This is a genomic window from Paractinoplanes toevensis, assembly GCF_018332695.1.
GTDB lineage: Bacteria > Actinomycetota > Actinomycetes > Mycobacteriales > Micromonosporaceae > Actinoplanes > Actinoplanes toevensis.
In genome coordinates this window covers 54621-70947 of record NZ_BOQN01000072.1, presented here as the reverse complement: position 1 = coordinate 70947, position 16327 = coordinate 54621, and the positions used below count along the sequence as shown (strand labels likewise).

At 71.4% G+C, this 16327-nt stretch carries 10 protein-coding genes; 3 read left to right on the top strand and 7 right to left on the bottom strand.

The genetic code is table 11. The features are described 5' to 3' along the window. Positions 1-9: 9 nt before the first annotated feature. The 4 genes from Ato02nite_RS28625 to Ato02nite_RS28610 all read right to left on the bottom strand — a co-directional run bounded on the left by Ato02nite_RS28625 (position 10) and on the right by Ato02nite_RS28610 (position 6659). Positions 10-2235: a putative bifunctional diguanylate cyclase/phosphodiesterase gene (locus tag Ato02nite_RS28625; RefSeq protein ID WP_246607496.1), complete on the bottom strand. Its 2226-nt coding sequence runs from the start codon at positions 2233-2235 to the stop codon at positions 10-12. Positions 2236-2284: 49 nt separating this feature from the next. After that, the gene (locus tag Ato02nite_RS28620) at positions 2285-3868 is read right to left on the bottom strand and encodes an acyl-CoA dehydrogenase family protein (RefSeq protein WP_213009748.1); all 1584 of its coding nucleotides are present in this window, start codon (positions 3866-3868) and stop codon (positions 2285-2287) included. A 132-nt stretch (positions 3869-4000) separates the two neighbouring features. After that, on the bottom strand, positions 4001-5425 hold the full coding sequence (locus Ato02nite_RS28615; protein WP_213009747.1) for an FAD-dependent monooxygenase: 1425 nt from the start codon (positions 5423-5425) through the stop codon (positions 4001-4003). 334 nt (positions 5426-5759) lie between these two features. Continuing rightward, positions 5760-6659, bottom strand: coding sequence for an endonuclease domain-containing protein (locus tag Ato02nite_RS28610; RefSeq protein WP_246607494.1), 900 nt, complete (start codon positions 6657-6659; stop codon positions 5760-5762). Between the two features lie 331 nt (positions 6660-6990). On the opposite strand from Ato02nite_RS28610, the gene Ato02nite_RS28605 reads away from it, so the two are divergent. Continuing rightward, entirely contained in the window at positions 6991-8760 is a 1770-nt protein-coding gene (locus tag Ato02nite_RS28605; protein WP_213009745.1) for a dynamin family protein, read from the top strand. Then, complete coding sequence (locus Ato02nite_RS28600; protein ID WP_213009744.1) at positions 8757-10175, top strand: dynamin family protein; 1419 nt, start codon at positions 8757-8759, stop codon at positions 10173-10175. The genes Ato02nite_RS28605 and Ato02nite_RS28600 overlap by 4 nt, the downstream gene beginning before the upstream one ends. Here Ato02nite_RS28600 and Ato02nite_RS28595 read toward each other — a convergent pair. The 3 genes from Ato02nite_RS28595 to Ato02nite_RS28585 are packed head-to-tail and all read right to left on the bottom strand — an operon-like array spanning position 10157 to position 15517. Then, positions 10157-12889, bottom strand: coding sequence for an Hsp70 family protein (locus Ato02nite_RS28595; RefSeq protein ID WP_213009743.1), 2733 nt, complete (start codon positions 12887-12889; stop codon positions 10157-10159). The two genes, Ato02nite_RS28600 and Ato02nite_RS28595, sit on opposite strands and share 19 nt — an antisense overlap. An 11-nt stretch (positions 12890-12900) precedes the next feature. After that, the gene (locus Ato02nite_RS28590; protein ID WP_213009742.1) at positions 12901-13956 is read right to left on the bottom strand and encodes a COG1470 family protein; all 1056 of its coding nucleotides are present in this window, start codon (positions 13954-13956) and stop codon (positions 12901-12903) included. Between the two features lie 25 nt (positions 13957-13981). Further along, positions 13982-15517 carry a transglycosylase SLT domain-containing protein gene (locus tag Ato02nite_RS28585; protein ID WP_213009741.1) on the bottom strand — a complete coding sequence of 512 codons (1536 nt, stop codon included), beginning with the start codon at positions 15515-15517 and terminating at the stop codon, positions 13982-13984. Between the two features lie 186 nt (positions 15518-15703). Between Ato02nite_RS28585 and Ato02nite_RS28580 the strand changes: the two genes are divergently transcribed. Further along, positions 15704-16324 (top strand): response regulator transcription factor, encoded by a 621-nt coding sequence (locus Ato02nite_RS28580; RefSeq protein WP_213009740.1) that lies wholly within the window; start codon positions 15704-15706, stop codon positions 16322-16324. Positions 16325-16327: the final 3 nt, after the last annotated feature.

Sequence of the window (16327 nt, the reverse complement as noted above, 5' to 3'; positions counted from 1 at the left end):
CCGGGCACCCTAGACCACCGCTACCGCCGTACGGTGGAAGTCCGGTTCCGCCGCGGGTTGGCCGAAATGGAAGCCCTGGGCGTATTGATAGCCGAGCCGGTGCAGCTCGGCCGCCTGCTCGGCGGTCTCCACGCCCTCGGCCACCGCGGTCAGCCCGAGACCGTTGCTGACCTGGATGAGCGCGGTCGCGATCACCGCGTGCCGGCCGGCCATGGTGAGGTTGTCGACGAACGACTTGTCCACCTTGAGCACGTCCACCGGCACGGTCTGCAGCAGGCCCAGCGACGAGTGCCCGGTGCCGAAATCGTCCAGGGCGATCCGTACGCCCAGGGCACTGAGGTCCTTGACCGCCTGCACCGCCGTGCCGCCGCCGAAGACCGCGGTCTCGGTGACCTCGACGATCAGGTGGTCGGCCGGCATCCCGGAGCATTCGAGGACTTCGGCGACCACCGCGGCGAAGCCGGGCTCGTTGAGCTGGCGGGCCGACACGTTCACGCTGATCCGCTGGGGTGCGTGCACGCCGTGCTGGTCGCGCCACACCACGAACTGGGCGCAGGCGGTCCGCAGGATCCACTCGCCGAGCTCGACGATGAGGCCGTTCTGCTCGGCGACCGGCACGAACTCGGCGGGGCTGACGAACCCGCGCTCCGGGTGCTGCCAGCGGACCAGCGACTCGACGTAGCGGGTGTTGCCCTCGGGGAGCGCCACGATCGGCTGGTAGACCATCCGGAACTGGCCGGTGTCCATGCCCGTACGCATCTCCACGCCGAGGAGCGCCGCCTCGCCGGCGCGGTCGTCCAGATCGGCGGAGTAGCGCCGGTGCTGGCGGCTGCCGCCCTCCTTCGCCGCGTACATCGCGACGTCGGCCCGGCGCAGCAGCTCGATCGGGTCGTCGGTGCCGGCCGTGTCGGCGACGCCGAAGGTGGCCGCGACCAGCAGTTCGTGGCCGCCGACCGAGACCGGCTCGCGCAGCGCCTCGGCGAGCCGGCGGCAGACCGCGTCGCCGTCCTCGACCCCGGCGCCGGGCATCAGCACGGCGAACTCGTCGCCGCCCATCCTCGCCACCACGTCCTGGTCGCGCAGCGCGCCCTGCAGACGCCCGGCCACCGCGACGAGCAGGCGGTCGCCGATGGTGTGCCCGTACAGGTCGTTGACGGTCTTGAAGTCGTTGAGGTCGAGCAGGCAGACCTGGACGTCGCCGACGGCGACGGCGAGCCGGACCGCCTGTTCGAAGAGCCGGCGGTTGGCCAGCCCGGTCAGCTCGTCGCGCATGGCGAGGTCCTCGAGCTTGACGGACTGCTCGCGGACCTGTCCGGCGAACCCGGCCACCCGGGCCAGCACCAGCAGGAACAGCGCGACCGCGCCGATGCCCACGGCCATCCAGTCGATCTCGTCGCGGCGGACACCCTGGATGAACAGGACGGCCGGGACCAGCAGCGTGCAGGCGGCGAGCAGGGTGAGGCGGCCGCGGCCGAAGTCGTTTCCGCCCGGGCCGATGGCCGTCTGGCTGGGGTGCACCGAGGGGTGCAGCGCGGCGGCGGACCAGGCCACGTAGCCGAGCAGGAAGCCGGAGTTGATGACGCCGCCGGAGTACTCCGAGAACGACTCGGTCAGCGTCCAGACAACGTCGCAGCCCAGGTTGAACAGGCAGCCGGTGGCCAGCAGCAGGACGCTCGGGCTGCGGCTGCCGGTGCGGGTCAGCATCCGGGTGACGACCGTGCACATCAGCACGTCGAACGTCGGGTAGGCGACGGTGACCAGGCGGGTCAGCATCGGGGTGCCGTGGTCGGCGAGGGCCGGCTGGATGATGAACACCCAGTAGACCAGGCCCACCCCGACCGCGATCACGGCGGCGTCGATCGCACCGGCCAGGTCGCGGGGCCGGTCGTAGCGGCGGCGGCCCCGGGAGGCGCCGAGCAGGCCGGCCCACAGCATCGGATAGGCGAGAAAGTAGAGGGCGTCGTCCCAGTACGGGTACGGGTGGTCGCCCAGGACGAGGCCGCTCACCTCGTACATCACGTCGGCGGCGACGAACGTGAGCACGCCGGCGGCGAACAGGTACCAGGATCCGGTGTTGGGCGGCCGGTTGCGCCGCACCCCGGCGACGATCATCAGGACGGAGACGAAGCCGACGCCGTTGTACACGACGGTGGACCGGACACTGCCCTCGGGCAGCAGCGGATAGCCGAGGGAGACCAGCACCCCGACCGTCAGCCACGCCCACCAAGCCCTCACGGCCTGCGAGATCGACAGGCCGACCGGCCGGATGAGTCAAGCCTGGTTGCTAAGCGGGTGCCGCTCGGTCCACCAGGGCGGCGGCGTTCACCGATGCGGGCAGGGTGCCGAACGCGTGGCCCCAGTCGCCGTCGAGCCGGGTGGCGCAGAAGGCGTCGGCGACCTCGGGCGGGGAGTGCCGCACCACCAGCGACGCCTGCAGCACCAGGGCCATCCGCTCGACCACCCGGCGGGCGTTTCCCTCGTCGGCCGGGATCTTCCGCAGCTCGGTGACGGCCCGGTCGATGCGCCGGTCGACGCCGGTCACCTCGGCGAGCAGGGCCTCCAGACTGTCCGGCTCGCGGTGCAGCGTGCGGAGCACGTCGAGAGCCTGCACGTTGCCGGAGCCCTCCCAGATCGAGTTGAGCGGGGCGTCCCGGTAGAGGCGGGGCAGCCCGGAGTCCTCGACGTAGCCGTTGCCGCCGAGGCATTCGAGGGCCTCACCGACCACGACCGGCTGCCGCTTGCACACCCAGAACTTGCCGACCGCGATGGCCAGGCGCTTGAACTGCTGTTCGCCGCGGTCGACCGCGCCGGCCAGCCGCATCGCCAGGACGGTGGCGGCCTCGGACTCGAGGGCCAGGTCGGCCAGGACGTTGGTCATGGCGGGCTGGTCGGCCAGCCGCCGGCCGAAGGCGCTGCGGTGCCGGGTGTGGTGGATGGCCTGGCTGAGGGCGGCGCGCATGCCGGACGCCGAGCCGGTCACGCAGTCGAGGCGGGTCATCGCGACCATCTCGATGATGGTGCGGACGCCGCGGCCCTCCTCGCCGACCAGCCAGGCGACGGTGTCGTCGAACTCGGGTTCGGAGCTGGCGTTGCTGCGGTTGCCGAGTTTGTCCTTGAGGCGCTGGATACGGAAGACGTTCCGCGAGCCGTCCGGCAGGACCCGGGGGACCATGAAACACGACAAGCCGGCAGGAGCCTGCGCGAGCACGAGGAACAAATCGCACATAGGCGCGCTGGTGAACCATTTGTGCCCGCGAAGCCGCCAGGTCCCGTCGCCGCCCGGCGTCGCGGTGGTTGAATTCGCGCGCACATCCGAGCCGCCCTGCTTCTCGGTCATACCCATCCCCGCGAGCAGGCCGCGCTTGGTGGCCGGCGTCCGCAGCCCCGGGTCATAGTCGCGGGAGGCCAGCAGCGGCTCCAACATTTCCGACAAATCGGAATTGTTCCGGAGGGCCGGGACGACCGCGTACGTCATCGAGATCGGGCACGAATGCCCCGCCTCCACCTGCGACCACACGAAAAGTCCGGCCGCCCGGGCCACGTGCGCCCCGCGCCGGTCGTCGGCCCAGGCGGAACCGGCCAGCCCTTCGCTCACGGCCACCGACATCAGCCGGTGCCACGACGGATGGAACTCCACCTCGTCGAGACGATGCCCGTAGCGGTCGTGGGTCAGCAGGCGCGGCTCGTACCGGTTGGCCTCGTCGGCCCAGCGCTGCGGCTCCTCGGTCCCGGCGAGCTTGCCGAGCCGGTGCAGATCACCCACCGCCCACGGTGCGCCCTCGCGCGCCACCCCCGCCAGCAGCGCGGCGTCGGCGGACACGTCGTAGTCGACCAGCGGTGGCGGCTGGTTGAAGACCTCATGCGTCACAAGCCGAAATGTACTCGTCAGTAGCTTCCCGGACCACGATCATTCGGTACGGGATGGGCCCGGCCCCGTGGGAGCAACGAAGCCGCCTGCACCCTCACGGCCGCAGGCGGCTACCGGCCTATTGGCCGGCCGTCACCCGGTCGGCGAGCCGAACCAGCGGGCCAGTTGCTCGTCCAGGCCATGCTGGTCGTCGCCGATCCAGGCGACGTGGCCGTCCGGCCGCAGCAGGAGGGCCGGAACATCGAGGGCCGCGGTGGGATCCGCGAGGTGATCGACCCGGTCCGACCAGCCGCCCGCGGTCAGGCGTTCGGTGCGGTCCAGCAGCAGGCCACGACCACGATGCAGCCGATCGTAGAGTCGGCCCGGCTTCACCTCGATGTCCGGCAGACGGCGGCCGAGCAGGTCCGGGCCCGCACCGAAGTCGTACCGGATGCCGATCCCGGTGATCTTCTCCAGCAGGTAGCGGTTCACCTCGTCGAAGTCCATCAGCCGGGTGAGCAGCCGGCGCGCGGCCCGCGGCCCCGCCCCGGCGGACAGCAGTTCGGTCTGGGCGCGGGTGTTGTCCAGCACGTCCTCGGCGACCGGGCGACGCTCCGCCTGGTAGGTGTCCAGCAGCGACTCCGGCGCCCAGCCGCGGATCTGGGCGGCGAGCTTCCAGCCGAGGTTGAAGGCATCCTGAACGCCCAGGTTGAGCCCCTGCCCGCCGATCGGGGGATGGATGTGCGCCGCGTCGCCGGCCAGCAGCACCCGCCCGACCCGATAACGGTCGGCCAGCCGGGTGGCATCGCCGAACCGGGACAGCCAGCGCGGCGAGTGCACGCCGAAATCGGTGCCGGCGACGGCCCGCAGTCGCTGCCGGAAATCCTCGAGCGTGGGCGGTTCCGAGCGGTCGCTGACCCCCGCGGCCGGAACGACGACGCTGTAGACCCCGACACCCACGGGCCGCAACCAGAACCGCCCGCCGGTCTCACCCGCGGCGGCCACCCCGGCGGCGATCTCCTCCGCCGGCACACCCATTTCCATCTCGCCCATCAGGGTCTCGTTGCGCGCGGCCTCGCCGGGAAAGCCGACCCCGAGCAGCTTGCGCACCGCGCTGCGCGCACCGTCACACCCCACGAGATAGCGCGAACGCAGCCGTTCCCCGCCGGCCAGCTGAACGGTCACCCCTTCGTCGTCCTGCTCGAGCCCCGCCACCGCGGCACCCCGCCGGACCTGCGCACCGAGTGCGATCGCGTGTTCCTCAAGCAGCCGAACGATGACCGGCTGCCGAATACCCAGCAGATAGGCGTACGCCGAGTCCAGGCCGGGGGGCGCGGGTTTGTCGATAGCGGCGAAGTAGCTGCCGGCCGGCCGCCGCCGCCCGTGTTCGAGCACGCGGTCCAGCAGCCCACGCATGGCCATCAGCTCAATACTGCGAATATGCAGACCGACGATGCGAACAAACGACGCGGGCGCGGTGTCCTTCTCCAGGACGAGCACCCGCACGTCATGCAGCCGCAGCTCAGCGGCCAGCATCGCACCGGTCGGCCCGCACCCGGCAATGATCACGTCAAACACAGGTATTGCCTTTCGGGAGTGCCTGATTGGCAGGGCGCTCCCGGCGACACCTACGTCAATCGCCCGGCCGTGACGGAAAGGGGGAGCACCCACAGCGATACAGAGTTCATGGGTCTCACCTCCTCGAGCGTCGTCACGTCAGCAGCAAATTAGCACGTCGACCGGGCTGTGCGCACCGTAGCGTCCCGCATGACAGCCGTTCGCGAGAGCGCTCGGATCTTGGAAAGATGCGGCCACGGGCGCGTAGGTAACTCGACAACTTCGGCGTGGCCTGTTGGGTTTCCGCCACCTTCCTCGAGTCGTGATCTCGAGGCTTCCGCCGAAATCCTCAGGACTACGGCTTGGCGGTGCCGGGCTGATGTTGCGGTGCGCGTAAGGCGGCGCGGATCTGGGCCGCGACGGCGCCGGGGTCGGAGCGTACCAGCGAGGCCGGAAAGCGGAGTATGCGCTCGCCGTCGAGCCAGATCTGGTTCTGCCGGAGCATGTCGGCGGTCCAGTGCCGAGCCTCCATGTGGTGGCTGCCGTCGACCTCGACCAGAAGGCGTGCGCCCGTCCAGTGGGCATCGACGAAGCGGATGCGGCCGGTCTCGTCGGACCGGGCGAGCTGAAGATCGGGCACCGGTATCCGGCGTCTGCGGCACAGCGCCATCAGATCGATTTCCGACAGAGCGGTGGCACCACCCGCAAGGTCGGCGATGGTCAGGTTTATCCGGCGGTGCCGGCGGATCCGTGGAAGATCAGCGAGTACCACGGCCAGTTCCTCGACGGTGACGCGTCGCTGCTGATGTGCGCGCGCGATGAGGTCGCGCGCCTCGTACTCACTGCCGGCCCAGGCGGCGCCGTCGACCACGGCCCGCGCGACGGTCGTTCGCGGAGGCAATCCCACCTGCTGATGCTTGCGCGGCAGGACCGTCGTCCGGTGTACGCGGACCCGCAGCATGTCCGCCGGAAGGCTCGGAAGCCGTGAGGTGCGGCCGCGCTCAGCCGGGACCAGCACGTCGATCGGCTCGGTCCGAAGGCCCTGAACCCCGCCTTCGGCCGCCGCGACCGCGCCGGCGAGCCGGGCCCCATGGCCGGCGACCAGCACCGCGATCCACAACTGTTGATCACGTCGGAGCTGCCCGTTCTCGGTGAGCAGCACCCCGCGGCAGATGCGCCGCCACCGGCGCTGGCGAAGATGACTGCGCACGGTCCTCGCGCCGAGCAGACGTTCGGCCTGCGGGATGGTCAGCACCCCCGCCTGTTCGAAGATCACCCAGTCGATCTCGCCCGCCTCCGGGCCCGGAACCTCTCGCATCCGAAGACTTTCCCGCATCCGCCTGATCCGCGCTGCGACCCTGTGGATAACCCGGCGAAGGCTCCGCACGGATCTCGCGGGGTGCCGTACCGCGAGGGCCGTGCGGAGGGTCCGGGAAACATCGATGGTAGTGGCGGAGGGTGTCGCTCGCACGTGTCCGATGGGTGACCGATCCGGGGCTGTCGCGGCTCCGAATCCCGCGTGGACCGTGCCGCGCTGGTCAGGCCGTGAGCGGGGCGCGTAGGGTTTCGGACGCCGGGATTGCGTTATGAAAGTGGGGGCAGGGCGGTTGGTCACGGGCGTGCTCGCCGAGCTTGCCGACGCCCGCGCCCTGGCCGAAGCGGCGCAGCGCGCCGATCTGGTGCAGCGGCTCGATGAGGCGGTGGGGCGGCTGCGGGCCGACGACGCCACCGTCGCGGTCGTCGGGGAGTTCAAACAGGGCAAGAGCACCCTGGTCAACGCCCTGGTGCGCACCGACATCTGCCCGGTCGACTCGGACATCGTGACCGCGGTGCCGACGATTCTGCGCTACGGGCGGCCGCCGCAGGCGTTCCTGCAGGTGCCGCAGGAGGACGGCGGGCTCGCGTCGGTGCCGGTCGGGTTCGAGGAGTTGCCGCGGCACATCGCCGAGGGTGACAAGGCCGGGGTGCGGGCGGTCGAGGTGCGGCTGGACCGGCGGCTGCTCGGTGCCGGGTTGTCGATCATCGATACGCCGGGGGTGGGTGGGCTCGACTCGGCGCAGGGCAACCTCACGCTGGGTGCGCTCGCGCTGGCCGGGGCGGCGCTGTTCGTGACCGACTCGGCGCAGGAGCTGACCGCGCCCGAGGTGGAGTTCCTGCGGCGCGCGATGGAGCGGTGCCCGCGCGCGTTCTGTGTGCTCACCAAGACCGACCTCTATCCGGAGTGGCGCCGGATGGTCGAGATCAACCAGGGTCACCTGCAGCGGGCCGGGTTGGACGTGCCGATCGTGGCGGTCTCCTCGTTCCTGCGGATGCGGGCGCAGGCCCGGGACGACACCGCGCTGAACGACGAGTCCGGCTTTCCCAAGCTGGTCGAGCTGTTGCGCCGGGACGTGCTCGGCGCCGCGGCCGAGAACAAGCTGGTGGCGGCCCGGGCCGAGCTGCGGTTCGTGGTCGCCCAGCTGCGCGAGCGGGTCGACGCCGAGCAGGTGGTGGCGGCGGCCCCGGAGGCGGCGCCCGAGGTGGTGCGGCGGTACGCGGAGAAGTCGAAGCGCAGCGCCTGGCTGGCCGGTGGTTCGTGGCAGACCGTGCTCGGTGACGGCATCCAGGACCTGAGCGCCGACGTCGAGCACGACCTGCGGGAACGCCTGCGGATCATGGTGCGGCGCGGGGAGGACCTGCTCGGCGAGTCCGATCCGCGGGAGACCTGGCGCGATTTCCAGGCGTGGGCGCAGCGCGAGGCGGCGGCCGCGGCGGTGGACAATCTGATGCTGCTGGTCACCCGCACCGAGCAGCTCGCGCACGACGTGGCCGAGCGGTTCGGCCTGGAGTACGACAGCCTCGACGTCGACCTGCCCGCCCCCGAGTTGGCCCTGCGCAAGGTCGACGAGCTGGACGTGAGTTTCCAGAAGTCCGGCCTGCAGCAGTTCCTGGGCGCGTTCACCGCGGCCCGGGTCACCTACGGCGGGTTCTACATGCTCGGCGCGGTGGGCACGTTCTTCAGCTTCGCCTTCGCGGCGCCGCTCGGGCTGCTGGCCGGCATGACGCTCGGTCGCCGGATGATCAAAAGCGAGCGGGAACGCCAGGTGCAACAGCGCCGGCTTCAAGCAAAGGCAGAACTGCGACGGTACGTCGATGACGTCGGCTTCCACGTCGGCCGGGACTGCCGTGAGGCGACCCGGCGCACCCAGCGGTTCCTGCGCGACGAGTTCTCGGCCCGCGCCCAGGCCGTGGAACGCTCGGCCGCGTCGACCGCGGCGGCCGTCCGGGAGATCGCCGAGCTTCCGCCCGAGCAGCGCCGCGAGCGGGCCGGCGTGCTGGCCGAGCAGCGCCGCCGACTGGACCGGCTGGCCGCATGAGCCTCCTCGACCAGGTGCGCGTGCTGCTGGATCAGGCCATCGCGTTCGATCGGGACCAGCGGCTCATCGAGGCCCGGCGGCGGGTCGACGAGCCGCTGCGAGTGGCCATCGCCGGCAAGGTGAAGGCGGGTAAGTCCACCCTGCTCAATGCCCTGGTCGGTGAGGAGCTCGCACCCACCGACGCGGGCGAGTGCACCCGCATCGTCACCTGGTACGCGGACGGCCGCACCTACGCCGTCACCGCCTACCTCAACGACGGCACCGCCGAGCAGCGCCCGTTCACCCGCCGCGGCGGGGCCATCGAGATCTCACTGGGCCGCCCGGCCGAGGACGTCGAACACCTCGAGGTGCGGGTGCCCAGCAGCCGGCTGCGGCAGCACACCCTGATCGACACGCCCGGCATCGCGTCGCTGTCCACCGACGTGTCGCTGCGGACCATGGCGTTCCTGGAGGCCGAGGGGGAGCGGGCCGCGCAGACCGACGCGGTGATCTACCTGCTGCGGCACATGCACGGCAGCGACGTCCGGTTCCTCGAGTCGTTCCACGGCGACGGGCTGTCCAGCGGCACCCCGGTCAACGCGGTCGGGGTGCTGTCCCGGGCCGACGAGATCGGCGGGTGCCGGCTCGACGCGATGGAGGCGGCCGGCCGGGTCGCCACCCGGTACGCGTCGGACGAGCGGCTCCGCCGGCTCTGCCCGGTCGTCGTGCCGGTGGCCGGGCTGCTCGGGGCGGCCGGCGCGACCCTGCGCGAGGAGGAGTACCGCATTCTCGCCGCCATCGCCGCTGAACCGATGGATCAGGTGGTGGAGCTGCTGCTCACGGCCGACCGGTTCGCCGCGTCCGGTGCGCAGCGGGCCCGCGTACTCCAACGGCTCGGTCTTTTCGGGGTGCGGCTGTCCATCCGGCTGATCCGCGAGAAATCGGTCACCGACTCGGCCGCCCTGGCCAAGGCGCTCACCGACCACAGCGGCATCGACCGGCTCCGCGAGGTCTTCGCCGCGCAGTTCGTCGGCCGCAGCGAGGTCCTCAAGGCCCGCTCGGCCCTCGCTGTTCTCGACGAGTGCCTTCCGCCCGGCTCGCCGCTGGCCGCCGACGCCGAACGCATCCGGGCCAGCGCCCATGAGTTCGTCGAGCTGCGCCTGCTGCACCAGCTCCGCTCCGGCCGGCTGCCCGGCACCGACGAACAGCTCGCCGAGATGGACCTGCTGCTCGGCGGGGCCGGCGGGGCCGCGTACAGCCGCCTGGGTCTTCCCTCCGACGCGGCCGGCGGCCGGATCGCGGCGGCCGCGCAGGAAGCCCTGGTGCGCTGGCAGAACATCGCCGAGCACCCGTTCTCCCCGCGCGAGCTGAAGACCGCGGCGCGGGCCGCGGCCCGCAGCTGCGAGGGGATCCTCGTTCAGAACCAGCAGGGATGACCCTCGCGGGCACCGTTCTTGGTCAGCACCTTCTCGCCGGTCCCGTCCAGCCGCTGCACCACCACGGTCGGCTCGGCGTAGTCGCCGCGCACGAACGCGAACCACTTGCCGTCCGGTGACCAGGTCGGATCCATCTCCCGGGCGGGGTTCGAGGTGACCCGGTGCGGGTTCGACCCGTCGATGCCGACCTGCCAGATGTCGGACGGGTTGTCGCCCTCCAGCTCCCGGGTGAACAGCACCTGGCTGCCGTCGGGGGAGTAGACCGGGTCGTTGGCCGGCCCCACGTCCGGCCCGGTGACCTGCCGTCCCGGCTCCTTCGGGTTGGCCACGTTCAGCTCGTAGATCTGCTTGGTGCCGCCCTTGTTCAGCCAGTACAGGATGGACTTGCCGTCGGGCGACCACATCGCGTCGTCCTTCAGCGTCTTCGAGAACGTGAGCTGCTTGACGTCGCCGGTCTGCAGGTTGAGCACGGCGATCTGGTTGACGTCGTCGAACTTCTTCATGAACGCGAGCTTCGAGTCGTCGGCCGACCACGCCACCCGGCCACCGGCGTCGTCGGCGACCTCGTGCCGGTCGCCGCCGTCCGCGTTCACGATGTCGATCGAGCTGTGGTCGCCGTTGACGTGGGTGATCGCGATCTGGTCCCGCTTGTGCGACCACTTGGGCAGCACGTCACCCGGCCCGGAGCCGGGCAGCGGCGTGCGGGTGTCCTCGCCCGGCGTGAACTGGTAGATCTTCGAGTTCTTGTCCGGGAAGGCGGACCCGGGCGTGTCCACCCGGATCAGCATGGTGTCGGTCGGCACCGCGAGGGGATCGACGGCCGCCTGCGACACCGCCGCCGTCGTGGCCGTCGGGGCGCCGCCGGTTGTGTCCTTGTCCTTGTTGTTCTTGTTGATCAAAATCAGCCCGGCCGTCGTGCCGCCGGCCAGCACGGCCACGACCAGGGCGGCAACCATCAAGATCTTGCCGAGGTTGCGCTTGGGCGCGCCGGGCAGGGGAGGCGGCGGCCAGGGCCGCGATTCCTGCGGTACGGCCGGAGCACCGCCCCCGAAAGCGGCATCGACCGCCCCGGCGCCGGAGATGGGGGCCGCGCCCGCCTGCGGCACAGTGCTCGTGGCCGCACCCTGGTAGGCCGGTCCGGAGGTGGGCGCGTTCCCGGGAACCGTCGCCGCGCCGCGCGAGAAAGCCACCGTCCCGCCGGGCGCGCCGTTGGCCGGCGCGCCACTGCCGTAGGGCGGGCCGCCGGCTGGAGAGTTGCCGGTCGGCGTGCCGCCACCATAGGGCGGGCTGCTGATGGGCGGGCTGCTGGCTTGCGCGCTACTGCCGTAGGGCGGGCCGCCGGCTGGAGAGTTGCCGGTCGGCGCGCCACCGCCGTAGGGCGGCCCGGAAACCCGTGTGCCGCCGACCGGGGCGCCGCCGTAGGGCGGGCTGCTGATCGGCTGGCCGCCGGCCGGGGTTCCGCCGCCGTAGGCCGGGCTGCCGGCTGGGCTTCCGCTGGTCGGGCCAGGTGCCGCCGAGGATGCTGCGGCCGCGGCACCTGCCATGCCGGCCGCGGCGGCACCGCCGCGCTGGGGCGCCGCCACCGGTGAATAGCCGCCGGTCGGGTCGGCCGGGCGCGGGGGCGGGACGGCCGCCGAGAACGGGGAGCCGCCACCGACCGTCACCGCCGTGGCGACCGCCGCGCCCATTGCGATGCTGTGCTCGGGGTGCGGGTCGGCGACGACCGGCCGCTGGAACTCCGTCGACAGCAGCTGGGCGACCAGCGGGATCCGCGACGAACCGCCGGCCAGCAGGAAGGCGCTGAGCTGGTCGGGAGCGACGCCCGCCGCGCGCAGTGCCCGCTGGGTCGCGGAAATCGTGTCGGCCAGCGACGGCGCGATCATCGATTCCAGTTCGGAGCGGTTGAGCCGCACCCGGGTGTGCAGGCCGGGCAGTGCCACCGGGATCATCGTCTCGGTGTCGAAGGACAGCGACTCCTTGGCCTCGACGCAGTCCCGCCGCAACCGGGCCAGGGCCGAGACCGCCTCCGGGTCGCCCGGGTCGAGCTGGGCCTTGTCGCCGAGCACCTCGAGGACGTGCCCGAAGACCGCCTCGTCGAAGTCGATGCCGCCGAGCTGCTCGACCCCTTCCGGCTCGCCGAGCAGCACGAACCCGTCGCCCTCGCGGCGCAGCACGGCGACGTCGAAGGTGCCGCCGCCCAGGTCGTACACCGCGACGGTCTCGCCGGAGGCGATCCGCCGGGCGGTGGCGTGCTGCAGCGCCGCCGCTTCCGGTTCGCTGCGCAACTGCACCGGGCCGGCGTCGGCGAGCTTGATCGCCTGGTCGAGCTGTTCGCGTTTGTAGGGACCCCAGTTGGCCGGGTGGGTGACGGTGATCGCGGCCGGTGGCCCGTCCTGCAGCCCGGCGACCGTGTCGAGCACGTGCCGCAGCAGCTTGGCGGTGAGTGCGTGCGCCGAGAACGGGGTGCCGCCGACCAGGATCGGCACCGGGTCGCCCATCCGCCGCTTGAACTCGCGGGCCAGCCGGGCCGGTTCGGCCTGGCCGCGGCGTTCGGCGGCCTCGCCGATGAGCAGGCCGCCGTCGGACTTGACGAAGACCAGCGACGGGATCTCGGCCCGTCGCCCGCCCAGGCGCACGACCTCGACCCGGCCGTCCACCTGCACCGCGGCCGCGGTCTGGGTGGTGCCGAGGTCGATCCCCAACCCGTACTGCATCTAACTGCCCCCTACGGCGTGACCTTGCATTTCGGCGCGACCGTGCGCCACTGCGCGCAGTAGTTCTCGGCCGCCTGCGCCGACCCGAAACCGTCCTGCAGCAGTACCCAGAGGCCGTCGGGCCCGTCGTCGAGGGTGTCCGAGGCGAGGCTGTCGACGAGGCGGACCGGCATGCCGGCGGCCTGAAGTTTGGTGAGTGCGGCGTCGGCGGCGCCCTTGCCGCCGTCCTTGCCGTTGTGCGGAAAGACATCGACCATCGCGTACGGCGTGCCGACGGTGACCTTGGCCGGGGCGGTGGTGGCGGTCGCCTGGCTCTTCTTCTTGCCGAACGGCAGGAAATTGTGGTCGCCGGTGAGCAGGATCGCCGCGCTGGCGCCGACGGCCAGCACGATCGCGGTCACGAACAGCACCGTGGTCGGCACTCGGGACTTGCGGGTGCCGGTGGCGACCTGGGTCAGGTAGGGCGCGCGTTCCGCGTCGTACGCGTCGGAAACCTTGACCACGACGGCGAAGGACCGCGGCGATCCGCTGAACGGTCGCCTGGGCTTCGCGTTTACCGCGACGACGGCGGCGCGGCCCGGTTCGAGAAGCACCGCGTTCGGTTCGACGGTGACCGAGCCGGACGGCGGGTCGAGCTCGGCGGTGATCCGCAGCGGCGCCTGCACCCGGGTGTCGTTGGCCAGGCGCAGATCGTACTCATGGCTCGGTCCGTCCTTGGCCACCAGCGTGCCGGTCACCGGGACCGGGAGCGCGACCTTGAGCAGGGCGGTGGCGAAGCCGGCCGGCTCGCCGGTGCCGGCCTCCTCGGCGTGCACGGTGAACGGCACGAGCGACGAGCTGGGCGGCTGCTCGGGCGGGGTCTGCATGATGACCGACACCTCGGCGGTCTCGCCCGGCCCGAGGTGCACGCCGGGCGGGTCCACCGTGGCCCACCCGGCGGCTCGCCCGCGGGCCAAGTAGACGCGCAGGTCCAGCGGCTGAGCGTACGGATTGCGCAGCTGCACCGGCACCCGGGTCGGCACGCCGGGGGCGAGCGACACGGGCTCGTCCGGCAGGGTCAGTTCCACGTCCACGATGGTCGCATCAACCCGGTCATGGAAGATCGGTGGCGTCGGTAAGCTGACCACCCGGTATCTGGGTCGACCCGTTCGTCCCGGGCTGCTCGGCCAGCTGGCTGTGCAGCAGCGGGTTGTCGTGCGCGTCCAGCGGGTTCGAGTGCGAATGATATTCGAGCGCGTCGCTGAAGCCGTCCGAGTCGGTGTCGGCCAGCTGGGCGTTGAAACCGAGCACCTTCTCCAGTGAGTCGTCGAGGCCGTCGGAGTCGGTGTCGGTCTGCTGGAGCGGGGTGAGCGCGCCGTCCATGTGCCCGTCGGCGTCGGAGTCGGGCGAGCGCGGGTCGAGGCCCTGGGCCAGCTCGAACGCGTCGTTGAGCCCGTCGCCGTCGGTGTCCGCCTTCCGCCCGTCGGTGCCGTAGGTAACCATCTCCTGGGCGTCGGTGAGGTTGTCACCGTCGGTGTCGGCCCTCATCGGGTCGAGGCCGTAGCGCCGTTCGAGCAGGTCGGACAGGCCGTCCCGGTCGGTGTCGGCGCCGCCGAGCGCGACCGGTTCCGGTTCGGGGAGCACCGCGGGGGCGGCGGTTTGCGCCATCAGCGTGGACAGCGGATCGGTCACCGGGTTGGCGATCGGGGTGGCGCTGCCGTCGGAGATGCCCGGGATGACCGCCGCGAACTCGAAGCGGTTGCCGGCGGTGGACTCGCGGACGCCGACCCGCGGGTTGGCCGCCTCGACGACCTTGCCGTTGCCGAGGCTGATCGCCACGTGCGCGCCGGGGGTGCGGCCGTCGCCGGGGCGCGGCTCGCGGTCGAAGGAGAAAAGCAGGGCGCCCGGAATGTCCTTCGCCTTGTCCGGGTCGATCAGCTGACCTTTTTCCTTGAAGTGCAGATATTGCGCAGTGGCGCCGTCGGGGATTTTCGCACCGGCCTGGAATGCCGCCCATTGGGTGAATTCAGAACAGTCGAAAACCGCCGGATTCGGATCGGAGAGCTTCACTTCCGCGCCGAACACATAGCGGTCCCCGATTTGCGCCTTGGCGACCTTGAGAAACGTGTCGAGCGCGGCGTTGTCGGCGCCGGCCGCGGCGGTCTGGGTCGAGGCGAGGGTCATCGGGGTGCCCGCGACGTCGTGGATCGCGGCGCCCGGGTCGTCGTCGCCGGCCGAGGCGCCCTTGTGGTCGCCGTAGCCGCGGGTGCCGGTCCACATGCCCCGGCCGGGCCCGTCGCCGTAGGCGATCGCGGCCGACTGAGCGTCCTCTTTGAACCGCACATAACGCGAGCTGAGGCCGCCGTGCGTGGTCGTCCAGGGAGAAACGTCGTTGCCCGAGTGCGAGATCTCGAAGGCGGCCTTGGCGTTGTCGACCGGGTCGTACAGGTTGTACTTCGTCAGGAAGCTCGGGTGGGCCTTCCCGTTGATCTGCCACAGCCCGCGGCTGTCCTCGCCGTGCGGGTTGTGCGCCTTGCTGTTGCCGCCCGACTCGGCCAACGCGATCGCGGTCATCGTGGCCGACTCGTCCGGCGAGAAGCCCGCCCGTCGGGCGAAACCGTAGATCTGTTCGGCGGAGTACCTCGGCATGGTCCCGAGGGTAGACAGCGTAATCCACTCTGTATACGGGTCGACCGGCTTGCACGAAAGGGCAGCGAAAGGGGCAAGAGAGTTGGATCAACGACAGAGCCGAAAGAGCTATTGTTCTGATCGACTCGGCCGGGCCATCATGACTGGGCGGTCGCCCGTATCTAGGGCGCTGACCAGGGGGAACGCATGATCTCAAATCGGCCGCCGACTGTCTGGATCGATGACAGTCACGCCATCGTGCGCCGCGGGATGGCGGCCTGCCTGCAGCAGGCCGACTTCGTCGTGCGCGGCGAGAGCTCGGTCCTGTCCCCCGAACCGGTTCTCGCCGATCTCGACGTGCTGGTCTTCGAGTACGCCGGCTCCACCCTGCGCCGGGCCGTGCGCCTGGCCGAGGGCCGGGGCACCCGCCTGGTCGCCACCGTCCGCGAAACCACCGAGCAGAGCATCCGCGAGATGGTCGACGCCGGCGTCTCCGCGATCCTGCCGCACCGCACGCTCACCGCCGACAACCTGATCACCAGCCTGCGCTCGGTCGTCGCCGGCAACGTGGCACTGCCCGGCGACATGCTCGCCCGGCTGCTGCTGCACGTCACCCAGACCTCGCACCTCGGCCCGGGCGGGCTCAACACCCGCGAGCGGTCGGTGCTGCGGTTGCTCGCCGATGGCATGGACACCCGCGGCATCGCGGAAGATCTGTGCTTCTCCGAGCGCACCGTGAAAAACGTGGTGCACGACGTGCTGACCAAGCTCAACTGCCGCACCCGGGCCCAGGCCGTCGCGGTGGCCACCCGGGAGGGCGTGATCTGAGCC